Raw genomic sequence first — 20,329 nt, 5'->3', positions numbered from 1 at the left:
GACAGCCTACCCGCCGGGCAGCTCCGCGGACGCCGGGCGCGGCGCGTCGGTGGCAGGGCGCGGCGCGTCGGCGGCAGAGATGTTCAGCGCGTCGACGGAGCAGCGCAGCGCGTCGACGGCGGCGCGGATCGCGGGGCGGCGGGCGGCGTCGGACCTCCAGACCGCGTAGATGCGCCGCACCGGCGGCGGCTGGACGGCCAGGACGGCGACGCCCTCGGGCAGCGGTCCACGGCCCAGCCGGGGGATGAGCGCGCAACCGTGCCCCTCGGCGACCAGCGCGAGGTGGGTGGGGTATTCGTCGGCCATGGCGACGATCCGCGGCTCCCGCTCCTCGGAGCGCAGCAGGAACATCAGGAAGTCGTGGCAGACGGTGCCGGGGGCCGAGCTGATCCAGTTTTCGCCGGCGAGGTCGCTCAGCCGCACATGGTCGGCTTTCACCAGGGGATGGTCGGCCGGCACGACGACGTCGGCCACGTCGTCGAACAGCGCCGTGCGCGACAGGCCCTCGGGCAGCGCCATCGGCCTGTTGAGCCAGTCCTGCAGGACGGCGAGGTCGAGGTCGCCGCGCGCCAGCTCGCGGATCTGCCGCTCCGGCTCCCTCTCGTAGAGCAGCAGGTCGAGATCGGGGTGCTGCCTCTTGAGCATGGTCAGGGCGCGCGGCACGATGCCCCGGGCCGCGGTGGGGAAGGCGGCGATGGTCAGCTTGCCGACCACCGCCCCGCGCAGCGCCTCGAAATCGGCCTCCGCCGTCTCCACGAGCGCGAGGATGCGCTCGGCGTGCTCGGCGAGCAGCCCGGCGGCGTCGGTGAGCTTCACCCCGCGCCCGTTGCGTTCGATCAGGACGGCCCCGGTCTCCCGTTCGAGCTTCGCGAGCTGCTGGGAGATCGCCGAAGGGGTGACCATCAGCGCCTCGGCCGCGGCGCCTACGGAGCCGTAGACCGCGACGGCGTGGAGAGCCTTCAACCGGTTCAGGTCCAACATGTAGCCAGTCTAAACCGTCCTCCTTAGAAAAACTTGTTTGCGCTCAACTGTTTAGCAATGCGATGCTATAGCCATGCGAATCTTCAACAGACTCTTCACTAAGCCCCTCCGATCCGAGCAGACCTCCTATCTGGAGACCCTGGCGCGGCAGGCACGACAGACCCGCGACCGTCGCCCCTCCTCGCGCTGATCCCCTGATCCATGCGCCCCCGCCACCTGGCTCTCGCCGTCGCACTCGCCGCCATCTGGGGCTTCAACTTCGTCGTCATGCAGACGGGACTGAAGCACTATCCGCCGCTGACGTACGCCGCCCTCCGGTTCCTGTTGGCCGCCTTCCCCGCCGTACTCATAGCCGGAGGGCCACGGGCGCCCTGGCGGTGGGTGCTGGCGACCGGCGCGACGCTCGGCGTCGCCCAATACGGCCTGCTGCTGCTCGGCATGCGCGCCGGCATGCCCGCCGGGCTGACCTCCCTGGTCATCCAGGTGCAGGCCGTCTTCACCGCGCTGTTCGCGACCGCGCTGCTCGGCGAACGCCTCGGGCGGCGCAGGATCGCCGGGACGGCGGTGGCCTTCTGCGGCCTGGGCCTGATCGCGGCCGACGTGGCCGCCAGGTCGGGGGCGATCCCCTTCGGCGCGTTCCTGCTGTGCGTCGGCGCGGCGGCCGGGTGGGGGCTCGGCAACGTCGCCACCCGCAAGGCCACGCCGCCGGACTCCCTGCGGTTCATGGTCTGGGTGAGCGCGGTCTCGGCGCCGCCCCTGCTGGCGCTGGCCCTGGCCACCGAGGGGCCGTCGTCGCTGACGTCGTTCACGGCCGAGGGTGTGGGCGCCGTGCTCTACACGGCGTTCCTGTCCACCCTCGGCGGGTTCGCCATCTGGGGATGGCTGCTGGCCCGCTACGACGCCTCGGTGGTCGCGCCGTACAGCCTGCTCGTGCCGGTCTTCGGCATCGCCTCCGCCGCGCTGTTCACCGGCGAGCCGATCTCCCTCCTCACCGTCGCCGCGGGCGCCCTCATCCTCGCCGGCCTCCTGTTCGCCAACTCACGCCCCCGTACGGCCCTCACCAGCCGCCCGGTGCCCGTCCCCCGCTGACCCTCGCGCTCGCACGGATACGGCTACGGTGAGCGACGTGGACGACACTGAGACGTACGACGTGAGCCGTGCACTCGAGTGCTGGCCGGCGCCGCCGCCCTGGGGGTGGCGCGCGGACGACCTCGATCGTCTGCCTTCGGAGGGCCCGAATGGCGAGCCCGGCTTCTTCGAGCGCGTCGAGCTGATCGACGGAGCACTCGTCTTCAACTCACCCCAGCGGCGGTTCCACCAGCGCCTCATCCGCGGCCTCACAGAGCGGCTCGACGCGGAGGCTGAGGTACGCCGAGGCGGGCATCCCGCACTTCTGGCGGGTGGAGGAGAGCGACGGGCGTCCCGTCGTCTACGTGTACGAACGGGACCCCGCCACGGGCGCGTACACGCCGACCGGGATCCACCACGGGCACCTGGCGGTGCAGGTGCCCTTCCCGTTCGAGGTGGATCTCGACCAGCTGGTGAAGTGAGTCAGACGCCGGCGGCTTGGGCGGCGGCTTTGGCGGCCAGGGGGAGAGCCTCGGCGACCTGGGTGAGCGCCGCGTCGTCGTGGGCGGCCGACAGGAACCACGCCTCGTACGCCGACGGCGGCAGGTAGACGCCCTGGTCGAGCATGCTGTGGAAGAACGCGCGGTACGCGTCGGTGTTCTGGGTCCGGGCCGAGTCGAAGTCGGTGACCGGGGTGTCGGTGAAGAAGATCGAGAAGAGGTTTCCGGCCCGCTGGAGGCGGTGCGGCACCCCGGCGGCGGCCAGCGCGTCGGAGGCGGCCCTGCCGATGACCAGCGCGGACGCGTCGACCCTGTCGTACACGTCGTCGTCGCAGGCGCGCAGCGTGGCCAGCCCGGCGGCGCAGGCGAGCGGGTTGCCCGACAGCGTGCCGGCCTGGTAGACGGGCCCCTCCGGGGCGAGGGCGGCCATGACCTCCGCCCGCCCGCCGAACGCCGCGGCGGGCAGCCCGCCGCCCATGACCTTGCCGAACGTCATCAGGTCGGCCTCGACGGGGTCGATGCCGTACCAGCCGGAGGCGGACACCCGGAACCCGGTCAGCACCTCGTCGATGATCAGCAGCGCGCCGTGCTCGGTGCACAGCTCGCGCAGGCGCCGGTTGAAGCCGTCGGCAGGCGGCACGACGCCCATGTTCGCCGGGCACGCCTCGGTGATCACGCAGGCGATGTCGAACGTGCGGAACGCCTCCTCGACCGCCTCGATCGAGTTGTACGGCAGCACGATCGTGTCGGCCGCGGAGGCCCCGGTGACGCCGGGGGTGTCGGGCAGGCCGAAGGTGGCGACCCCGGACCCGGCCGAGGCCAGCAGCGCGTCCACGTGCCCGTGGTAGCAGCCGGCGAACTTCACGACCTTCGCCCGGCCGGTGAAGCCGCGGGCCAGCCGTACGGCGGACATGGTGGCCTCGGTGCCGGAGCTGACCAGCCGGACCTTCTCGACGGGGGCGACGCGGGAGACGATCTCCTCGGCGAGCAGGACCTCGCCCTCGGTCGCGGTGCCGAACGAGAAGCCGCGCGCGACGGCCTCTTCCAGTGCCTCCACGACGGCGGGGTGGCGGTGGCCGAGGATCATCGGGCCCCAGGAGCACACCAGGTCGACGTAACGGTTGCCGTCCACGTCGGTGATGTACGGCCCCTCGCCGGAGGCCATGAAGCGGGGGGTGCCGCCCACGGCGCCGAAGGCGCGCACCGGCGAGTTGACGCCGCCGGGAACGATCCGGCGGGCGCGGTCGAACAGGTCCTCGGAGGTCTGCGTGCGAGTCACGCCCTCCAGATTACGGGCCCACCCGTCCGGGGCCCGTACCGGGAATCACTCGCAGAAGTCGGCGAGCAGGTCGAGCACGCGCAGCGGATCGGGCAGCGGACGCCCGTCGGGGGGCCTGATCCAGCTCACGACCCCGCCCGTGGGCGTGGTGGACGGCGGCGCGAGCACGTAGCTGTCGCGGCAGTGCCAGCGCAGGCCCGGCGTCTCGTCGATCGTCTCGGGTCCCGCGTCGAGGCTGCAGGACCACCACTCGTCCTCGTCCTCGGGCGCCCCACGCGTCGCGACGAAAAAAAGAACCCGGTCGCCGTTCTCGGCGACCGGGCCCGTGTCGAAGCCTGCTGCGTCCATGGCGGCCAGGGCGGGACGGCCCGCCGCGGCCGGTACGTCGAACACGTCGAACACCCTGCCGGTGGGCAGGATCACGTTCATGTCCGGATCCTGCTTCCACCACCGCGTGAGCAGCGCCGTGTCCGTCGTGGCCTGCATCTGCCACGCGGGCGACAGCGGGTGCATGCCGGGATCGGGACAGCCGACCCGGTCGCAGGAGCACGCCCTGCCTCCCTCGCTCAGCGGGTGGGCGCCCATACAGCTCGCCCAGCCCAGCTGTGCGTACTCCAACACCGACGTCATCTTCCGCGGCGCGTGATGCGCACGCCGTTTCGCACGTCGGGCCAGCGGTACCCCCACCATGGCGCTCCTCCCCACAAGCGTCACACCCGCTGCCCTCCTGCGTTACGCAAGATGCTCGCGGTACATGTACCTGATAATGCCTTCTGGCCGATCGCGGCTCGGCAGGACCCCCCTGATGAGGGGTCAGGATAGTCCGCGGGCGACCTCGGTGGCCCAGTAAGTGAGGATCATGTCGGCACCGGCGCGGCGGATCGCGATCAGCGACTCCATGATCACCCGCTCCCGGTCGATCCAGCCGTTGGCCGCCGCCGCCTCGACCATCGCGTACTCGCCGCTGACCTGGTAGGCCGCGACCGGCACGTCGACGGTGTCGCGGACCTGCCGCAGGATGTCGAGGTAGGCCAGGGCGGGCTTGACCATGACGGCGTCCGCGCCCTCGGCCAGGTCGAGACGCACCTCGCGCAGCGCCTCGCCGATCGGTCCGGCCGGGTCCTGCTGGTAGGCGCTGCGGTCGCCGAACTGCGGCGCGCACTCGGCGGCGTCGCGGAACGGCCCGTAGAACCCGGAGGCGTACTTCGCGGCGTACGCCAGGATCGGGATCTCGGCGAAGCCGTTGGCGTCGAGGGCCGCGCGGATGGCGCCGACCTGGCCGTCCATCATCCCGCTCGGCGCGATCATCCGGGAGCCGGCCGCCGCCTGCGCGACCGCCGCCGACGCGTAGCGCTCCAGCGTCGCGTCGTTGTCCACCTCGCCGTCGGCCGTCAGCAGGCCGCAGTGGCCGTGGTCGGTGTATTCGTCCAGGCAGGTGTCGGTCATCAGCACCAGCGCGTCGCCCAGGTCGGAGGCGAGGTCGCGCAGCGCCACCTGGACGATGCCGTCCGGGTCGTCGGCGCCCGAGCCCCTGGCGTCCTTGTGCGCGGGGATCCCGAACAGGATGATCCCGCCCACGCCGGCCTCGGCCGCCTCGTGGGCGGCCTTACGCAGCGACTCGCGGGTGTGCTGGACGACCCCGGGCATGGAGCCCACCGGCTGCGGCTCGGCGATGCCCTCCTTGACGAACATCGGCAGGATGAGCTCGGCCGGGTGCAGCCGCGTCCCCGCGACCATCCGGCGCATCGCGGCGGTACGGCGCAGCCGCCGGGGCCGCGCCACCGGGTATTGGGCGTTCACAATGGTCTCCCCGCTCTTGATCGCGCCGGCCCGCCGGGAGGCCGTCCCGGCGGGCCGCACACGAGTCGGTTCACTTGACGCGTCGCCGCGCGCCCCTGCGCATCTGGGACGGACGGCGGGGCACCTCGCCCGCCGACACGGCGGCGTGCCGCATCTTGGCACCATAGTCCGCCAGCGCCGCGGCGAGAGCCGTGGCGGACGGTTTGTCGGCCATCACGTCGACCCGCAGGCCGAACTCCTCGGCCGTCTTGGCGGTCTGCGGCCCGATGACCGCGATCACGGTCACGTTGTGCGGCTTTCCGGCGATGCCGACGAGGTTGCGCACGGTCGAGGACGAGGTGAACAGCACGGCGTCGAACCCGCCGCCCTTGATCGCCTCGCGGATCGGGGCGGGCGGCGGCGCGGCGCGCACGGTGCGGTAGGCCGTCACGTCGTCGCACTCCCAGCCGAGCTGGGTCAGCCCCGCCACCAGCGTCTCGGTCGCGATGTCGGCCCGCGGCAGCAGCACCCGGTTGATCGGGTCGAGCATCGAGTCGTACGGCGGCCACTCGGCCAGCAGGCCCTCGGACGACTGCTCGCCCGTCGGCATGAGGTCGGGCTTCACGCCGAACTCGACCAGCGCCCGCGAGGTGGCCTCGCCCACGGCGGCGACCTTGAGCCCGGCGAACGCCCGGGCGTCCAGGCCGTACTCCTCGAACTTCTCGCGCACCGCCTTGACCGCGTTGGCGCTGGTGAAGGCGACCCACTCGTAGCGGCCGGTCACCAGGCCCTTGATCGCGCGGTCCATCTGCTGCGGCGTGCGCGGCGGCTCGACAGAGATCGTCGGCACCTCCTCGGGCACCGCGCCGTACGAGCGGAGCTGCTCCGACAGCCCCTTGGACTGCTCCTTGGTGCGCGGCACGAGCACCCGCCAGCCGAACAGCGACTTGGTCTCGAACCACGACAGGCGGTCACGCATGCCGACGGCGTCGCCCACCACGATCAGCGCGGGCTCGGTCATCCCGGCGTGCTTGAGGTCGGGGCCGAGCCGTCCGAGCGTGGAGACCACCGTGTATTGCTCGGTGGTCGTGCCGTCGCTGGTCACCGCCACCGGCGTCGAGTCGGGCTTGCCGCCCGCGATCAGCGCCTTGCTGATCGGGACCGCGTCCGCGACGCCGTTGTAGATCACCAGCGTGCCCTCGCACGCGGCGTGCTTGGCCCAGTCGTCGGTCTGCGCGGCGTCCACGATGCGGAACTCCGGCGCCGACGCCGCCGGCGGGATGCCGGCGTAGGTCAGCACGGCCGTGGCCGGCGGCACGCCGGGCACGATCTCGAAGTCCACGTCCGCCTTGGCGCAGGCGGCCACCTCGTCGGTGACGGAGGAGAAGAAGGACGGATCGCCCGAGCAGAGCCGCACGACCGTGCGGCCCGCCTTGGCGGCCTGGATGGTCTTCAGCGACACCGAGTTCTCCGCCGCGTCGGCGGAGATGTCGACGACCTCGACGTCCTCACGGCTGTGGCGCAGCAGCGAGCCGTACGCCTGCCGGTCGAGCACGACGACGTCGGCCCTGCCCAGCAGGTCGGCGCCGCGCAACGTGAGCAGGTTCTCGTCACCGGGGCCGGCGCCGACGAAGGCGACGAACCCGGACCGGGTCTGCGTGCTGTTATTCGCGGGGCTCAACGGGCCTGCTCCCCCATCAACGTGTCGGCCCCCTCGACGATCATGGCTGCCGCGAGTTCGCGGCCCATCTCCACGGCCGTCGTAGAGGGTCCGGAGGTGGACTTGCGCACCGACCGTGCGCCGTCGACGGCGACGACGGTGGCGGTCAGATTGAGAATGTGCCCGTCACCGGAGGCGAAAGCACCTACCGGGGCCGCGCAACCGGCCTCGAGGGCGGCGAGCACCGAGCGCTCGGCGTCCACCGCGGCCCGCGTCCGCGGGTCGTCGACGGCGCGCAGCAGCTCGATGAGATCGTCACGGTCGGCCAGGCACTCGACGGCGAGAGCGCCCTGCCCGGGGGCGGGCAGCATCTCGTCGACCTCGAACACCTGGGCGATCTCCCCGTCCCGGCGGATCCTGGCCAGCCCTGCGGCGGCCAGCACCACGGCGTCGAGCTCGCCCGAGGTTACCTTGCCGATGCGGGTGTCCGCGTTTCCCCTGATGGGGACGTAGCCGAGATCCGGCCGGAGCAGGCGCAGCTGGGCCACCCGGCGCGGTGAGCCGGTGCCGATGCGGGCTCCGGCGGGCAGGTCGTGCAGCTTGACCGGGCCGACGAGCGCGTCACGCGGGTCGTCCCGCCGGGGAATCGCGGCCATCGCGAGCCGCTCGTCCGGCTTGGTCGGCAGGTCCTTCAGCGAGTGGACCGCGAAGTCGACCTCACCGGCGAGGAGCCGGCCGCGCAGGTCGTTGACGAACACACCCGTGCCGCCGAGCTGGGTCAGGTGGGCCCGGGACACGTCGCCGAAGGTGGTGACGCCGACGAGCTCCACCGCCCGGCCGGTCAGGGCGGTCAGCCGGTCGGCGACGATCTGCGACTGCGTGGTCGCCATCAGGCTCTTGCGGGTGCCGAGCCGCAGCGGGGCGGTCATTGGTCCACCTCCAGGCTCGCAACGGCGTCGGGGGCCTTCGGGTCGAGGCCGAACAGCTCCCGCAGCGCCTCGGCGTACTGGTCGCCGCCCGGGGACGCGGCCAGCCGCTTGACCCGTACGGTCGGCTCGTGGAGCAGTTTGTCGACGACGCGCCGCACGGTCTGGGTGATCTCGTCGCGCATCCGCCCGTCGATGTCCGGCAGGCGGGACAGCAGGCGGCCCATCTCCGACTCGACCACCCCGGCGGCCTTGCTGCGCAGGGCCACGACGGTAGGGGTGACGAGCGCGGCGCGCGCGGCGTCGAGATAGGCGGCGACCTCCTCGGCCACGATGCGCCTGACCTCGCAGATCGCCTCGGCCCTGCCGCCGTCGGAGACGTCGTCGCCCACGCCGTCCTGCTGCATCGACTTCAGGTCGACCAGCGTCACGCCGGGCAGGTCCCGTACGCCGGGATCCACGTCGTGGGGCAGCGCGAGGTCGAGGACGAACAGCGGCCTGTCACGGTCGCCGATCGTCTCCGCGGTGATCGTGCGGGTCCCGGCGCCGATGCAGGAGATGACCAGGTCGGCCTCCGCCAGCTCGGCGGGGACGTCGGCCAGGTCGGCGGCCCGGCCGCCGACGGTCTCGGCGAGCCGTTCGGCCCGCTCGCGGGTGCGGTTGGCGATGACGATGTCGGTCACGCCCGCGCGGGACAGCGTCGCGGCGGACAGCGAGCTCATCGAGCCGGCGCCCACGACCAGGGCGCGCAGGCCGCTGATGTCGCCGAGCACCCGCTCGGCGAGGGTCAGCCCCACCCCGACCAGCGACGCGCCGGCCCGGTCGATGCCCGTGTCGGCGTGCGCGCGCTTGCCCACGCGCAGCGCGTGCTGGGCCAGCTCGTTGAGCGTGGTCCCGGCCGTGCCCTCCTCCTGCGCCAGGCGCAGCGCGGTGCGGATCTGGCCGAGGATCTGCCCCTCGCCGATCACCATGGAGTCGAGCCCGCAGGCGACGGTGAACAGGTGCTGGACCGCCCGGTCCTCGTAGTGCACGTACAGGTGCCGCGCGAGCGTCTCCTGCGGCAGGCCCGAATGCGCGGCGAGGATGTTCGTCACCGCGGTGACGCCGCCGTGGAACCGGTCGACCACGGCGTAGACCTCGACGCGGTTGCACGTCGAGACGACCAGCGCCTCGGAGACGTACTCGTCGGACTGCACGTCGTGCAGCAGCTTGACGAGCGCGTCCCCGCTGACCGTGACCCGTTCGAGCAGCGCGACCGGCGTTGTCCGGTGGCTCAGGCCGACGACGAGGACACTCATGAGCTCGCTCCGATCGATGGCTCACTCACATGACCACCCCGTCCGGCCACTCCTCGGCCATGATGGGCCCTCCATTAGCCTTGCGCTGCTCGTGGAACGCAAGTATCTGCAGTTCGATGGATAAATCGACTTTACGGACATCCACGCCGTCAGGCACAGCCAAGACGACGGGGGCGAAGTTCAAAATACTGGTGACTCCGGCCGCGATGACACGGTCGCAGACCTGCTGCGCCGCCGTGGCGGGCGTGGCGATCACCACGATCGAGACTCCGCGCTTCTTGATCACGGACTCCAGCTCGTCGGCGTGCTCGACGACGAGACCTGCGATGCGATCGCCCACGACGTGCGGATCGGCGTCAAGCAGGCCCGCGATCCGGAACCCGCGCGAGGCGAACCCGCCGTAGTTGGCCAGCGCGCGGCCGAGATTTCCGACGCCGACGATGGCCACGGCCCAGTCCTGAGTGAGACCAAGCTCACGCGAGATCTGGTAGATGAGGTACTGCACGTCGTATCCCACGCCTCTGGTGCCGTACGACCCGAGGTGGGACAGGTCCTTGCGGAGCTTGGCGGAGTTCACCCCGGCGGCTACCGCGAGATCCTCCGAGCTCACCGTCGCCGTGCCCCGTTCGGCCATCCCGTTGAGTGCGCGCAGATAGAGCGGCAACCTCGCCACCGTGGCGTCGGGGATGCCGCGGTCACGGGGCTGCGGGATTCGGCGGATCACTTGCCGGGGCTCCAGGGGGACGGACGGCCGGTTGCGCCCCCGGCCGCATAGCGGATGCGACGGATGAATACCAGGTTAGTGCCTTTGTGAAGCTATGCACAAAGTCGATCGTGTGAGGCTTCCCTCGTCTCAAGGGTCCCAGGAGGGGGCGGCGGTCTCCATTCCGGGCCGGGAGGATCGCGATAATCGAGGGCATGGCTCCTCAAGACCACCGGATCACGCTGCTCGGCAAGCCGGGCTGCCACCTGTGCGACGACGCCCGCGCGGTGGTCGAGCGCGTGGCCGCCGATCTGGGCGTTCCCTGGGAGGAACGCGACATCACCGCCTCGCCGGAGGACCAGGCCGAATATTGGGAGATGATCCCGGTCGTCCTGATCGACGGCGTGCAGCACGACTACTGGCGGGTCAACGAGAACCGCCTCCGCGAGGCCCTGCAGCGCTGACGCCGCGCCCGGGGTCCATGCGCGGCCCGGGCCGCTTCCAGCCGGACGTCCACGAACCTCGGCCGGGCCGGTCACCGCACCGGGAGGAAGCTGCGGTCCTCGCGAAGCCCGCTCCGCTTTCTCCACCCGCTCCGCTCCCTCCGCCCGTGAACGTTCTCTTCTCTCCGCCCGCGAACGTAGGGGGACAGCGGTCTAGAGAACCCGGCGGGTGGGCAGGGGGACCACCTTGGCGGCGTTGACGCTCAGCTCGATGACGTTGGCCGCCAGCACATACTTCACCCGCTCGGTCGCGAAGCGCTCCATGTGCGGCTGCCGCTGGTGCTCGCTGTAGCCGACCTCGTCGCGGTAGAGCTCGTAGACGATGCGCTGGAGCGGGGCCGACTTGACCGCGTGGCAGACGAACAGCAGCGTGTCGGGCTCGTTGCGCTGCACCGCCTCGACGGTCTCCTCGGCGAGCTTGTCGAACGCCTCGCCCGAGCCGTCGAGCAGCGTGAAGACGGTCAGCAGGCCGTAGATGCCGGGGGCCGGCTTCACCGAGCCGCCCTGACCGGCGGGCCGGCCCGCCTGCTGCGGCCCCTGCCCGCCCGGCTGGGTCATGGCGGGGCGGGACCTGCCGCCGAATCCGACGCCGAAGCTCGCGGCGAGGTCGGCCGGGTCGGGGACCTCCGCCCCGGGATAGAGGGCCCCCGTGGCGGGCATCGCCCGGTCGGGCTCGGCCGGGGCCGCCGCGGGCATGCCGTATTCAGGTCGGCGGGGCTGGCCGTACTGGTCCGCGGCGAGAAGCTGGCCGGTCATGGGCCCGCCGAAGTCGTCGGGCGACAGCGGACCGTCGGAGGGCCGCATGCGGGCGGCGTAGTCGACCTCGCTCTGCTCCCCCGCCCGATATTCGGCCACCAGGTCCCCGAGCCCCGAACGGCGCGGCGCTCCCGGCCCCCCGGCTCCCGGTCCTCCGGCTACCGGCACCCCGGGCGGAACCGCACCGGGCCCGCCTGGACGGCCTCCGGGTGCCCCGCGCGGCGGCGTGGGCGGCCCCGAGGGCGCGGAGGGCACGCGGGTCTCGGCCCGCAGGGCGCTGTCGGCCCGTCCGCCGCGCCGCCCCTGCCACTCCTCCTCCGGGGCCTCGTCGTCGTCCTCGCCCTCGTCGTCGTACGGCGCGAGCGGCCGGGCCACGACGTACCAGACGCCTCCGGCGGAGGCGGCCAGCACCGCGACGACGACCAGCCCGGGAAGCCCGAATTCGAGCACGCCCGAGATCGCCATCCCCGCCGGGGCGAGCACGACGGTCGCGTTCATGTTGTCGACGTCGTACTCGTCTCCGTCCCGCCAGGCCATCACCGCCATGGCGAGGCCGAGCAGGAGGATGAAGACCACCAGGCCGTGGACGCCCCGCAGCAGCCATTCGGGCCAGATGTCCCAGTGGGTCGGCCCGTCGGGCAGCGACTTGTCGAAGCCCGAGGTGACGACGGGGTCGAGCACCATGATCACCGTGCCCACGACCGTCAGCGCGGCGCCGAGGAGCCAGCCGGCGAAGCGGGCTCCGCCCTTCTCCGCGAGGAGCTGGATGACGCCGACCGCCAGCCAGAGCGGGGCCAGCAGTGAGCCGGTGATCTGGTAGGCCCGGAACGTCACGGGCCCGAACCCGGTGAGGTGTCCGACGGCGACCGCGCCGAGCGACAGCGCCAGCGCGCCCGTGGCGACGCTCCACGCGATCAGCCAACCGGCCGGCTCGTCACGGAGACGCCCGACGAGGACGCCGGTGGTGATGCCGGCGAGCAGGGCGCCGGCGAACGCGAGGAGAGCGACGAGGACTTCCATGGTGGGACCCATGCTGCCGGACATCTGCTTCTGACCGGTAGCCGGTGGCCATGTCCAGGAATGTCACGCCCGCGTACGCACACCTGAAGCGGATTCCCCCACCCGAACGGATTGTGTAATCTCCCGTTGATTTCTAGAGTGTTCGAGCACGCCGACTCCCCTTCCCCCATGGGATAACGGATGCCGAACACGTGGCCGTTGGCCGGGCTTTCCCCTCCGGTAGCAGCAGGAGCAGCGCAACCCGCGCGTTCCGCCGATCTCTCCGATCGCGAGCACGAGCACGACGAGATGCGGAGCCTCGTGCTGCGCGCCAAGACCGGCGACAGCGAGGCGTTCGGCGCGCTCTACGACCACTATCTGGAGCTGGTCTACCGATACGTCTACTTCCGGGTCGGCAGCCACGCGCTGGCCGAAGACCTGACGAGCGAGACGTTCCTGCGGGCGCTGCGGGGCATCACGGAGTTCACCTGGCAGGGCCGCGACTTCGGCGCCTGGCTCGTGACGATCGCCCGCAACCTCGTCACCGACCACTACAAGTCGGGCCGCAACCGCCTTGAGGTGATCACGGCGGAGATACTCGACACGCCTCTGGACGGCCCGCACATCCCCGAGAACGCGGTCGTCACCAACATGGTCAACGAGCGCGTGATGCAGGCGATCAAGCAACTGGGCGCGGAGCAGCAGGAATGCGTGATCCTGCGCTTCCTGCACGGGATGTCGCTGGCGGAGACCGCGATGATCATGGGCAAGAAGTCCGGGGCGATCAAGGCGCTCCAGTTCCGGGCGATCAGGGCGCTCGCCCGGGCACTCCCCGACGATCTCGGCTGACGCCCCCGTAACCATTACCCATACCCCATCGTTGGGCATGTGGCAGGTCGGATCTGCAGGCGGATTCGCGGGCAGGCCGGGAGGTGACGGACGTCTCCCGGCCCCGCGAGCGGATCTCCGCTGCGCGTCAAGCGGGGGATGGCGGGAACGGTGATGGGCTGGTGGCGACCCTCACGCCGCGCGGGCGGCCGGTCGTCGGCCCGTTCCCGCAGGCGCGCCGGTCACCGCTTCCTGTCGCGCCTGCGCCCGTCGCGCCGCACGCGCGGGGTCGTCGCGCGCGTGGCCGGCCTTCGCTCCCTGCTGAGCGGCGGCCCGAGACCTGAGTTCCGCGAGAAGCTGCGGGCCGACCTGATGCGGGCCCACGCCGCCGAGCGCGCCGCGGGCAGGCACGCGGCGGGAAAGCACGCGGCGCCCCCCGCCGCGTCGCCGGGGCCCCGGCCCCGCCGGTCCCTGCTCGTACGGCTGCGCCCCGTGCTGGTGTTCTGCGTGCTGCTGGCGGCGATGTTCGGCACCGGTGTGCGCACCTACCACGCGGTGCCCGGCGAGGCGCTGTATCCGCTGAAGAGGATGGCGGAGTCGACGGTGCTCCGCCTCGCGTACGACGAGGAGGAGCTCACGCAGCGGCAGATGGTCGCGGCGCGGCACCGGGCGGCCGAGACCGCGTCGCTGGTGGACGCGGCGAGCCCGGAGCGCCGCCGGCTCATCGGGCAGACGCTCGACGACCTGGAGACGACCACCAGGGCCGCGCTGAGCCGGGTGGTCCGGGAGGGACACGCCGACGGCGCGGCCCGCAAGTTCGCCCGTGAGCAGCGCAATCTCGTTGAGCCGCTGCTGCCGAAGCTCGACGGGGAAAATCGCGACAAGGCGAATCAATACCTGATTTACATCGAATCGTTTACCGGTTCCGGACGTTGACACGTCATGTCCCGCTCCCGTTGCGTACACCCTCCGGCGGTTAAGCTGATGAGCCATGAGGCGGCTATTGCGACGGCGGGAAGAGGCGGAGATCGCCGGCGAGGTGGCGGCCGCCGCGGCGGTGTCCGCCCCCGAGGTCGTCCCCGACCTCTCGGCGGCGGCGTTCTTCGACGTCGACAACACCATGATGCGCGGTGCCTCGATCTACCACTTCGCCCGGGGACTCGCGGCGCGCGGCCTGTTCACCAGCCGTGACCTCATGAAGTTCGCGCTCGGGCAGGCGTGGTTCCGCGTGCGGGGCAACGAGAACCCCGAGCACATCGCCAAGGCCAAGGAGATGGCCCTCGCCTTCGTCGCCGGGCTGAAGGTGGACGAGGTCGTCCGGCTGGGTGAGGAGATCTACGACGACGTGATGGCCGACCGCGTGTGGCAGGGCACCCGCGCGCTGGCCCAGGCCCACCTGGACGCCGGGCAGCGGGTGTGGCTGGTCACCGCCACCCCGGTCGAGCTGGCCCGGGTCATCGCGCAGCGGCTCGGGCTCACCGGCGCGCTCGGCACGGTCGCCGAGACCGCCGACGGCGCCTATACCGGACGGCTCGTCGGCGACCTGCTGCACGGCCCGGCGAAGGCCGAGGCCATCCGGGCGCTGGCCCGCCGCGAGGGCCTCGACCTGTCCCGTTGCTCGGCCTACAGCGACTCGGCCAACGACCTGCCGATGCTCTCCCTCGTCGGGCATCCACACGCCATCAATCCCGACAGCGAGCTGCGCGAGCACGCCAAGGAGCACGGCTGGGAGGTCCGCGACTTCCGCACCGGCAGGAAGGCGACGATGATCGGCCTGCCGATCGCCGCGACCGCGGGAGCCATCGCGGGCGGCGTCGCCGCGGGCATCGCCCTGCGCCGCCACTACCGCTCCGTCCTCTGACCTCGACGCGCCGTCAGTGGCCCGCGGGCTCCGCGAGGGGCTTCCGTACGCCCATCAGGGCGGCCGTGACGGCGACGAGCGCCGCGGCGATCCAGAACGTGAGCCGGATCGCCCCCAGGGCCGCGCCGCCCGCGCCGAGGTGCGACCGCACGTCCGCGGCGAACCTGTGCAGGAACGCCGTGCCGAGAACGGCGACGCCGAGGGTGCCGCCGAACTGCTGGACGGCGTTGAGGAGACCGGCGGCGGATCCGGTCTCGTGCGCCCGCACCCGTGACAGGGCCGTGGTGAAGAACGGGACGGTGAACAGCCCGTTTCCCGCTCCGCCGAGCGCCGGCGCCGCGAGCAGGGGCCAGGAGTAGCCACCGGCGGACGCGCCCGGATAGACGGCGACGGCGCAGATCAGCCCGGCCAGCAGGGCGGCGAGCCCGGCGAACATGATCTTCGCTCCGTGGCGGGGCACCAGCCGGGGCGCCGGCCCACCAGGAGGCGGCGGCCATGCCGGCCGACCACGGGAGCAGGGTGAGCCCGGCGGTCAGGACGTCGTCGCCCAGCCCGAGCTGCACGTGCAGGACGATCGCCACCCTCAGGCCGTTCATCACCGCGAAGAACAGCGTGGAGGTCGCCAGCGCGGCGGGAAAGCCCGGGTCGCGGAACAGGCTCGGCTCGATCAGCGGGCTGCGGCCCCGCCCGGCGCGATGGCGCTGGTGCCATCCGAGGGCCGCGAGGACGGCGACGCCCGCGGCGAGGGCGGTCCAGACCCAGGCGGGCCACCCGGCGGCGTCGCCCTGGATGAGCTGATAGACGATCAGGCCGGTGCCGAGCACGGCCAGCGCCGTGCCGGGCAGGTCGAGCCGGGGCGGGTGCGGTGACCTGCTCTCCCGCAGGGCGGGCGCGATGGCCAGGACCACGGCGGCGAGGGGCACATTGACGAGGAACGCCGCCCGCCACGACAGGCCGAGCAGGTCGACGCGGGTGAGAACGGCCCCGAGCACGGGCCCGCACACGGCCGCCAGGCCCATCACCGGCCCGATGGAACCGCCTGGCGCGGACGGCTGCGCGCGTCGCGCCCGCGCGTCTGGACCGGGTCGCGACCACCCTGGCCACCCACGACGAGCCGGCCGTCGTCGCGGCCACCACGGGCCCCACCAACCTGCTCGCCCACGCGCTCTGCACCGGCCCCGCCGACCTGCACCGCTATCTCACCCGGCGGCTCGGCGCGCTCGACGCGATCCGCACCCTGGAGACCGCACCCGTGCTGCACACGCTCAAGGCGGCCGGACACCTCACCCCCGTGGCCGCGCGGCCGGCAGGCCGCCCGGCACGCGCCTGAGCCGGACGCCCCCGAGCCGTGGTCAGGCGGCGGAGCGGCCGGTGGCGTGGTCCGCCACGGCCCGCATGATCAGGCCGGTCAGCTCCCGGTTCACCAGCTCGGCTCGCTCGTAGCCGATCATGTGCCCGGCGCCGGGGATCCGTACGAACCGGGCGTCGGGCAGCGCCTCGGCGATCCGGCGGCCGTGGGCGAGCGGGGTGAGCCGGTCGCGCTCCCCCACCATGACGAGCGTCTGAACGCGCCTGAGCGTCCGTAGGGCCGCGTGCTTGTCGTGCACCCCCAAAGCGCGGAAGAACCCGACCATGGCCTCCGTCGGCGTCGCCGCGGCCATCGCGTTCACCAGCCGGACGTGCCGCCGTCTCGCGCCCTTGCCGAAGGCGGCGTAGCGGGTCACCGGCAGGTTGGTCCAGCTCTTAACGCGGGGCCGCGCGTCGATGGCCTCGGCGCGGGCCAGCATGCTCTCGAACACCGAGGTCGTGACGCGGGGCGCCAGCCGCCCGAGCGGCCCGGGAAGGCCGAAGGTGGTGTCGGCGAGCCCGCCGGACGACGTGCTGAGCAGCGCCACGCCGGCCACCCGTGACTCGACCAGGGCGGGATGCCGGTCGGCGAGCGCCATGATCGTCATGCCGCCCATCGAGTGGCCTGCGAGGACGACGGGCAGCCCCTCCGGCACGGCGGCCTCGATGACGGCCGCGAGGTCGTCGCCCAGCCGGTCGATCGTGTACGTCTCCAGCGGCCCGGCCGAGGAGTCGCCGTGCCCGCGCTGGTCGTAGAAGACGAGCGTGCCGAGGCCGGCCAGGGCCTCGCGCTGGGGCTGCCAGCAGTTCCGGTTCATCAGCCAGCCGTGGGCGAAGACGACGGCGCAGCGGGGATCGGGATGGTCGTCGATCTCCACGGCCAGGCGGACCCCGTCGTCGGTCGTGACCGTCGTCCGGCGGCCGGGCGCGCCGCCGGACGCCGACGCGGTCTTCGCCCGCCTGGTCTGGACGCGCTGCGCGGCGCTGACCACCCTGCCGATCGCCAGGCCGAGGGCGAGCCCGGCGAGGGCGGCGTTCCGCCCCTTGCTCATGGTGCTCCTCCGGGGGATGAGGGTGAGCACACCATACCGACCGGTAGGTCCCTTTTGTCAGACCCGTGTTTTGTCAGACTCCGCGCCCAAGACGCTTCCGGCAGCCGGATGTCACATCACGATCGGGGGGAACGCCGGGCCCCGGCGCAGCCGCAGCGCGTCGAGCTGCCGTTGCATGGTCTCCCTGACGTGGTCGGTCAGGTCGAAGACCAGCAGGGGGTCGTCGGCCTCCTCCGGGGCGTACTCGTCGGTCCGGACCGGCTCGCCGAACTCGATCAGCCACTTGGACGGCAGCGGGAGCAGGCCGAGCGGCCCGAGCCAGGGGAACAGCGGCGTGATCGGCAGGTAGGGCAGGCCGAGCAGCCGGGCGAGCGCCGGAATGTCGCCGATCTTGGGGTAGATCTCCTCCGCCCCCACGATGGCGCACGGGACGATCGGCACGCCTGCTCTGATCGCCGACGCGACGAACCCGCCCCGGCCGAACCGCTGGAGCCGATAACGCTCGGAGAACGGCTTGCCGATGCCCTTGAAGCCCTCCGGGAAGACGCCGACGACCTCGCCCTTGCGCAGCAGCCGGTCGGCGTCCTCGGGGCAGGCGAGCGTGTGCCCGGACTTGCGGGCCAGGTGCCCGAGCACCGGAAGCTGGTAGACCAGGTGCGCCCCGAGCAGGCGCAGCGGCCTGTCCAGCTCGTCGTGCACCGCGACCTGCAGCATCAGCGCGTCCATGGGCAGCGTGCCGGAGTGGTTGGCGACGATCAGCGCGCCCGCGTCGGCCGGCACGTTGCCGAGCCCGAGGGCCTCGACCCTGAACCAGTGCCGATAGAGCGGGCGCAGCGCCTCGATCAGCACGTTCTCGTTGAGATCGGGATCGAAGCCGAACTCGTCGACCTCGTATGCGCCGGTGACCCTGCGCCGCAGGAACGCGAACAGCTCGGCGAGCCGCTCGTCGGCCGTGCGTTCACCCGGGTTCTCATCCGTACGCCGGCCCTGGAAGTCGTCCATCAACGCCTCGTCACGAATTCGGCCGGACGACGGCGGCCAGCCAGTCGACCAGGGCACGCGGCAGGTCGCCGGGACCGCCGCGCGACCTGAGGAAGTCGTCGAACGCCGCGGCCGTGCTGTACTTGGGCCGCCAGCCGAGCTCGGCGGCGAGCCTGGTGGTGTCCACGGCCCTGCCGTGGCTCATGAGCGCGAGCTGCTCGGGCGAGAAGTCCACCAGCCGCGCGCCGCGGGCGAGCCCGCTGACGAAGCGGAAGGCGGGGGACGGCATGGGGATCACCGGGCGGCCCGTGCGCCGCGCGCACTGCGACAGCAGCAGCACGCCGTCGCCCGCGACGTTGAACACGCCCGGATGGTCGGCCCGCGCCGTACGGCACAGCACCTCGACGGCGTCGTCCTCGTGCACGAACTGCAGCCGGGGATCGAAGCCGAGCACGGTGGGCAGCACCGGCTGCGAGAAGTAGCTCGTCAGCGGTGATTCGACGTTCGGCCCCATGAGCGTGGCGAAGCGCAGCGTCGTCGTCACGTCGGGCCGGCGCCGGGCGAAGCCCCGCACGTACGTCTCGACCTCGGTGGCGTCCCTGGCGAACCCGGAGTGCGATCCCTCGACGGGCTCGGTGTCCTCCGTGAACACGGCGGGAGCGTGCGGCGAGGAGCCGTACACGGCCGTGGTGGACCGCACGACCACCCGGCGCACCGTGGCGGAGCGCTGACACGCCGCGAGCAGCTGCATCGTCCCGATGACGTTGTGCTCCTTCATGGCCGGGCGGCCGCCGCCCGAGCCGCCCGCCCGGCCGCCGCCTCCGGGGCCGCTGACCAGGCTGAGGTGCACGACGGTGTCGACGTCGGCGTCCCTGATGACCTTGACCAGGTCGGGACTGCGCAACGCGACCCGGACGAACTCGGTGCGGCCGAGCACCGCGCCGTCCTCCCCGGCGGGGGATGGCGGCGGCGCAGTGTCCACGCCGATGACCCGGTCGATCTCCGGGTCGGCCGCGAGCGCGAGCGCAACACGAGCGCCGATGTGACCGGAGACACCGGTGACCAGCACAGTACGAGTCATCGACGCCTCGCCGGGGGTGTGCGTGTTCACGGTCGCCCGGTCCGTGAGGACCGGTGCGCGCTCCGTCTCGGCTACTTCTTGTTACGCCGCTGGATGCGGGTCTTCTTGAGCAGCTTGCGGTGCTTCTTCTTGGCCATACGCTTGCGGCGCTTCTTGATCACAGAGCCCACGGGACCCCCAGGTGAAGGTGTGACTGTCCAACCGGCGCGCGAGCGCACACCGGCTCAACAGACTACCGGCGATCCGTGGTAGATCGCTCCCCCGGGGGACCCCGCGTCGACCGGGAGTCGGCCACGCCGCCGTCAAGCGTGGTCGCCTGTGCCGTTCACCCTGCTTCGATGAACGCGTCCCGCAAGTAGTCGTGGACCGCCTGCTCGGGAACTCTGAAGGACCGGCCGACACGGATGGCCGGTAACTCTCCCGAGTGCACGAGCCGATACACGGTCATCTTGGACACCCGCATGACGGTCGCGACCTCGGCCACCGTCAAGAACTTCACCTCGCTGAGAGGTCTTTCGCCTGCACCCATCGGACGCCTCTTCCGCACGTGTTTCCGGGTTATCCCCACTGGTGCCATTGCTCACGCACGTGTACTGCCGTCAGCGTAAGTCCGGACTCCGAGTAGGCAAACCCCTCATTCCATCAGTCAACGGAGCCGTGTGCCGTCAAAATCGGGAAAGTCGCTGGCAGCAGCCGGGCCGTGCCCCTCGCCTCAATCTTGGAACGG

23 protein-coding genes are annotated in these 20,329 nt (G+C 72.1%); 8 read left to right on the top strand and 15 right to left on the bottom strand.

The window, feature by feature from the left end; translation table 11 throughout:
- Window positions 1-6: 6 nt before the first annotated feature.
- On the bottom strand, window positions 7-981 hold the full coding sequence (locus tag HCK04_RS15005) for a LysR family transcriptional regulator (protein WP_142647951.1): 975 nt from the start codon (window positions 979-981) through the stop codon (window positions 7-9).
- Between the two features lie 201 nt (window positions 982-1,182).
- On the opposite strand from HCK04_RS15005, the gene HCK04_RS15000 reads away from it, so the two are divergent.
- Together HCK04_RS15000 and HCK04_RS44200 are read left to right on the top strand one after the other, a co-directional pair.
- Complete coding sequence (locus HCK04_RS15000) at window positions 1,183-2,070, top strand: EamA family transporter (RefSeq protein ID WP_142647950.1); 888 nt, start codon at window positions 1,183-1,185, stop codon at window positions 2,068-2,070.
- A gap of 311 nt (window positions 2,071-2,381) precedes the next feature.
- Window positions 2,382-2,531, top strand: a complete 150-nt coding sequence (locus tag HCK04_RS44200; RefSeq protein ID WP_312845740.1) for a hypothetical protein — start codon at window positions 2,382-2,384, stop codon at window positions 2,529-2,531.
- Between the two features lies 1 nt (window position 2,532).
- Here the strand turns inward: HCK04_RS44200 and hemL are convergent, their stop codons facing one another.
- From hemL to HCK04_RS14960, 7 genes are all read right to left on the bottom strand, one after another.
- Window positions 2,533-3,828: a glutamate-1-semialdehyde 2,1-aminomutase gene (gene hemL / locus HCK04_RS14990; protein WP_142647949.1), complete on the bottom strand. Its 1,296-nt coding sequence runs from the start codon at window positions 3,826-3,828 to the stop codon at window positions 2,533-2,535.
- A 45-nt stretch (window positions 3,829-3,873) separates the two neighbouring features.
- The gene (locus HCK04_RS14985) at window positions 3,874-4,518 is read right to left on the bottom strand and encodes a bifunctional DNA primase/polymerase (protein WP_142647948.1); all 645 of its coding nucleotides are present in this window, start codon (window positions 4,516-4,518) and stop codon (window positions 3,874-3,876) included.
- Between the two features lie 123 nt (window positions 4,519-4,641).
- A complete protein-coding gene (gene hemB / locus HCK04_RS14980) occupies window positions 4,642-5,628 on the bottom strand; it encodes a porphobilinogen synthase (RefSeq protein WP_221889917.1) in 987 nt (328 codons plus the stop codon).
- A gap of 70 nt (window positions 5,629-5,698) precedes the next feature.
- The gene (locus tag HCK04_RS14975; RefSeq protein ID WP_142647946.1) at window positions 5,699-7,288 is read right to left on the bottom strand and encodes a uroporphyrinogen-III synthase; all 1,590 of its coding nucleotides are present in this window, start codon (window positions 7,286-7,288) and stop codon (window positions 5,699-5,701) included.
- Complete coding sequence (gene hemC / locus HCK04_RS14970; RefSeq protein ID WP_142647945.1) at window positions 7,285-8,196, bottom strand: hydroxymethylbilane synthase; 912 nt, start codon at window positions 8,194-8,196, stop codon at window positions 7,285-7,287. Before hemC ends, HCK04_RS14975 begins: the two co-directional genes overlap by 4 nt.
- Window positions 8,193-9,491: a glutamyl-tRNA reductase gene (locus HCK04_RS14965; protein WP_142647944.1), complete on the bottom strand. Its 1,299-nt coding sequence runs from the start codon at window positions 9,489-9,491 to the stop codon at window positions 8,193-8,195. The genes hemC and HCK04_RS14965 overlap by 4 nt, the downstream gene beginning before the upstream one ends.
- Before the next feature lie 25 nt (window positions 9,492-9,516).
- Window positions 9,517-10,215, bottom strand: a complete 699-nt coding sequence (locus HCK04_RS14960; protein WP_142647943.1) for a redox-sensing transcriptional repressor Rex — start codon at window positions 10,213-10,215, stop codon at window positions 9,517-9,519.
- Window positions 10,216-10,409: 194 nt separating this feature from the next.
- Here HCK04_RS14960 and HCK04_RS14955 point away from each other — a divergent pair, with 194 nt between their 5' ends.
- Window positions 10,410-10,658, top strand: a complete 249-nt coding sequence (locus tag HCK04_RS14955; RefSeq protein WP_142647942.1) for a glutaredoxin family protein — start codon at window positions 10,410-10,412, stop codon at window positions 10,656-10,658.
- Between the two features lie 192 nt (window positions 10,659-10,850).
- Here HCK04_RS14955 and HCK04_RS14950 read toward each other — a convergent pair whose 3' ends face one another.
- Window positions 10,851-12,473: a hypothetical protein gene (locus HCK04_RS14950; RefSeq protein WP_142647941.1), complete on the bottom strand. Its 1,623-nt coding sequence runs from the start codon at window positions 12,471-12,473 to the stop codon at window positions 10,851-10,853.
- A gap of 288 nt (window positions 12,474-12,761) precedes the next feature.
- On the opposite strand from HCK04_RS14950, the gene HCK04_RS14945 reads away from it, so the two are divergent.
- From HCK04_RS14945 to HCK04_RS14935, 3 genes are all read left to right on the top strand, one after another.
- A complete protein-coding gene (locus tag HCK04_RS14945; protein ID WP_240971435.1) occupies window positions 12,762-13,301 on the top strand; it encodes a sigma-70 family RNA polymerase sigma factor in 540 nt (179 codons plus the stop codon).
- Window positions 13,302-13,454: 153 nt separating this feature from the next.
- Window positions 13,455-14,216, top strand: a complete 762-nt coding sequence (locus HCK04_RS14940) for a DUF5667 domain-containing protein (RefSeq protein ID WP_142647939.1) — start codon at window positions 13,455-13,457, stop codon at window positions 14,214-14,216.
- Window positions 14,217-14,271: 55 nt separating this feature from the next.
- Complete coding sequence (locus HCK04_RS14935) at window positions 14,272-15,141, top strand: HAD-IB family hydrolase (RefSeq protein ID WP_142647938.1); 870 nt, start codon at window positions 14,272-14,274, stop codon at window positions 15,139-15,141.
- Window positions 15,142-15,154: 13 nt separating this feature from the next.
- Here the strand turns inward: HCK04_RS14935 and HCK04_RS14930 are convergent, their stop codons facing one another.
- A complete protein-coding gene (locus tag HCK04_RS14930; protein ID WP_142647937.1) occupies window positions 15,155-15,577 on the bottom strand; it encodes an MFS transporter in 423 nt (140 codons plus the stop codon).
- Between HCK04_RS14930 and HCK04_RS14925 the strand changes: the two genes are divergently transcribed.
- The gene (locus HCK04_RS14925; protein ID WP_142647936.1) at window positions 15,576-16,010 is read left to right on the top strand and encodes a hypothetical protein; all 435 of its coding nucleotides are present in this window, start codon (window positions 15,576-15,578) and stop codon (window positions 16,008-16,010) included. The two genes, HCK04_RS14930 and HCK04_RS14925, sit on opposite strands and share 2 nt — an antisense overlap.
- 170 nt (window positions 16,011-16,180) lie before the next feature.
- Window positions 16,181-16,471 carry an Lrp/AsnC ligand binding domain-containing protein gene (locus tag HCK04_RS14920; RefSeq protein WP_142648069.1) on the top strand — a complete coding sequence of 97 codons (291 nt, stop codon included), beginning with the start codon at window positions 16,181-16,183 and terminating at the stop codon, window positions 16,469-16,471.
- Between the two features lie 22 nt (window positions 16,472-16,493).
- Here HCK04_RS14920 and HCK04_RS14915 read toward each other — a convergent pair whose 3' ends face one another.
- From HCK04_RS14915 to HCK04_RS14895, 5 genes are all read right to left on the bottom strand, one after another.
- On the bottom strand, window positions 16,494-17,540 hold the full coding sequence (locus HCK04_RS14915) for an alpha/beta hydrolase (protein WP_142647935.1): 1,047 nt from the start codon (window positions 17,538-17,540) through the stop codon (window positions 16,494-16,496).
- Window positions 17,541-17,651: 111 nt separating this feature from the next.
- Complete coding sequence (locus HCK04_RS14910; RefSeq protein WP_142647934.1) at window positions 17,652-18,542, bottom strand: lysophospholipid acyltransferase family protein; 891 nt, start codon at window positions 18,540-18,542, stop codon at window positions 17,652-17,654.
- Window positions 18,543-18,552: 10 nt separating this feature from the next.
- Window positions 18,553-19,602, bottom strand: a complete 1,050-nt coding sequence (locus HCK04_RS14905; RefSeq protein WP_142648068.1) for an NAD-dependent epimerase/dehydratase family protein — start codon at window positions 19,600-19,602, stop codon at window positions 18,553-18,555.
- Between the two features lie 71 nt (window positions 19,603-19,673).
- A complete protein-coding gene (locus HCK04_RS14900; RefSeq protein WP_018654693.1) occupies window positions 19,674-19,772 on the bottom strand; it encodes an AURKAIP1/COX24 domain-containing protein in 99 nt (32 codons plus the stop codon).
- 155 nt (window positions 19,773-19,927) lie between these two features.
- Window positions 19,928-20,131 (bottom strand): helix-turn-helix domain-containing protein, encoded by a 204-nt coding sequence (locus HCK04_RS14895; RefSeq protein ID WP_030456159.1) that lies wholly within the window; start codon window positions 20,129-20,131, stop codon window positions 19,928-19,930.
- Window positions 20,132-20,329 lie beyond the last annotated feature (198 nt).

Origin of the sequence: Microbispora sp. CL1-1 (assembly GCF_012034195.1) — a bacterium.
GTDB lineage: Bacteria > Actinomycetota > Actinomycetes > Streptosporangiales > Streptosporangiaceae > Microbispora.
This window is presented reverse-complemented; position numbering and strand designations above follow the sequence as displayed.

What these genes read in the sequence shown, in the direction of transcription:
- HCK04_RS15005 (WP_142647951.1), bottom strand. Translation starts at nt 981, where the DNA reads ATGTTGGACCTGAACCGGTTGAAGGCTCTCCACGCCGTCGCGGTCTAC.
- HCK04_RS15000 (WP_142647950.1), top strand. Translation starts at nt 1,183, where the DNA reads ATGCGCCCCCGCCACCTGGCTCTCGCCGTCGCACTCGCCGCCATCTGG.
- HCK04_RS14985 (WP_142647948.1), bottom strand. Translation starts at nt 4,518, where the DNA reads ATGGTGGGGGTACCGCTGGCCCGACGTGCGAAACGGCGTGCGCATCAC.
- hemC (WP_142647945.1), bottom strand. Translation starts at nt 8,196, where the DNA reads ATGACCGCCCCGCTGCGGCTCGGCACCCGCAAGAGCCTGATGGCGACC.
- HCK04_RS14965 (WP_142647944.1), bottom strand. Translation starts at nt 9,491, where the DNA reads ATGAGTGTCCTCGTCGTCGGCCTGAGCCACCGGACAACGCCGGTCGCG.
- HCK04_RS14955 (WP_142647942.1), top strand. Translation starts at nt 10,410, where the DNA reads ATGGCTCCTCAAGACCACCGGATCACGCTGCTCGGCAAGCCGGGCTGC.
- HCK04_RS14950 (WP_142647941.1), bottom strand. Translation starts at nt 12,473, where the DNA reads ATGGAAGTCCTCGTCGCTCTCCTCGCGTTCGCCGGCGCCCTGCTCGCC.
- HCK04_RS14945 (WP_240971435.1), top strand. Translation starts at nt 12,762, where the DNA reads ATGCGGAGCCTCGTGCTGCGCGCCAAGACCGGCGACAGCGAGGCGTTC.
- HCK04_RS14940 (WP_142647939.1), top strand. Translation starts at nt 13,455, where the DNA reads ATGGGCTGGTGGCGACCCTCACGCCGCGCGGGCGGCCGGTCGTCGGCC.
- HCK04_RS14935 (WP_142647938.1), top strand. Translation starts at nt 14,272, where the DNA reads ATGAGGCGGCTATTGCGACGGCGGGAAGAGGCGGAGATCGCCGGCGAG.
- HCK04_RS14925 (WP_142647936.1), top strand. Translation starts at nt 15,576, where the DNA reads ATGATCTTCGCTCCGTGGCGGGGCACCAGCCGGGGCGCCGGCCCACCA.
- HCK04_RS14930 (WP_142647937.1), bottom strand. Translation starts at nt 15,577, where the DNA reads ATGTTCGCCGGGCTCGCCGCCCTGCTGGCCGGGCTGATCTGCGCCGTC.
- HCK04_RS14915 (WP_142647935.1), bottom strand. Translation starts at nt 17,540, where the DNA reads ATGAGCAAGGGGCGGAACGCCGCCCTCGCCGGGCTCGCCCTCGGCCTG.
- HCK04_RS14910 (WP_142647934.1), bottom strand. Translation starts at nt 18,542, where the DNA reads ATGGACGACTTCCAGGGCCGGCGTACGGATGAGAACCCGGGTGAACGC.
- HCK04_RS14905 (WP_142648068.1), bottom strand. Translation starts at nt 19,602, where the DNA reads ATGACTCGTACTGTGCTGGTCACCGGTGTCTCCGGTCACATCGGCGCT.
- HCK04_RS14895 (WP_030456159.1), bottom strand. Translation starts at nt 20,131, where the DNA reads ATGGGTGCAGGCGAAAGACCTCTCAGCGAGGTGAAGTTCTTGACGGTG.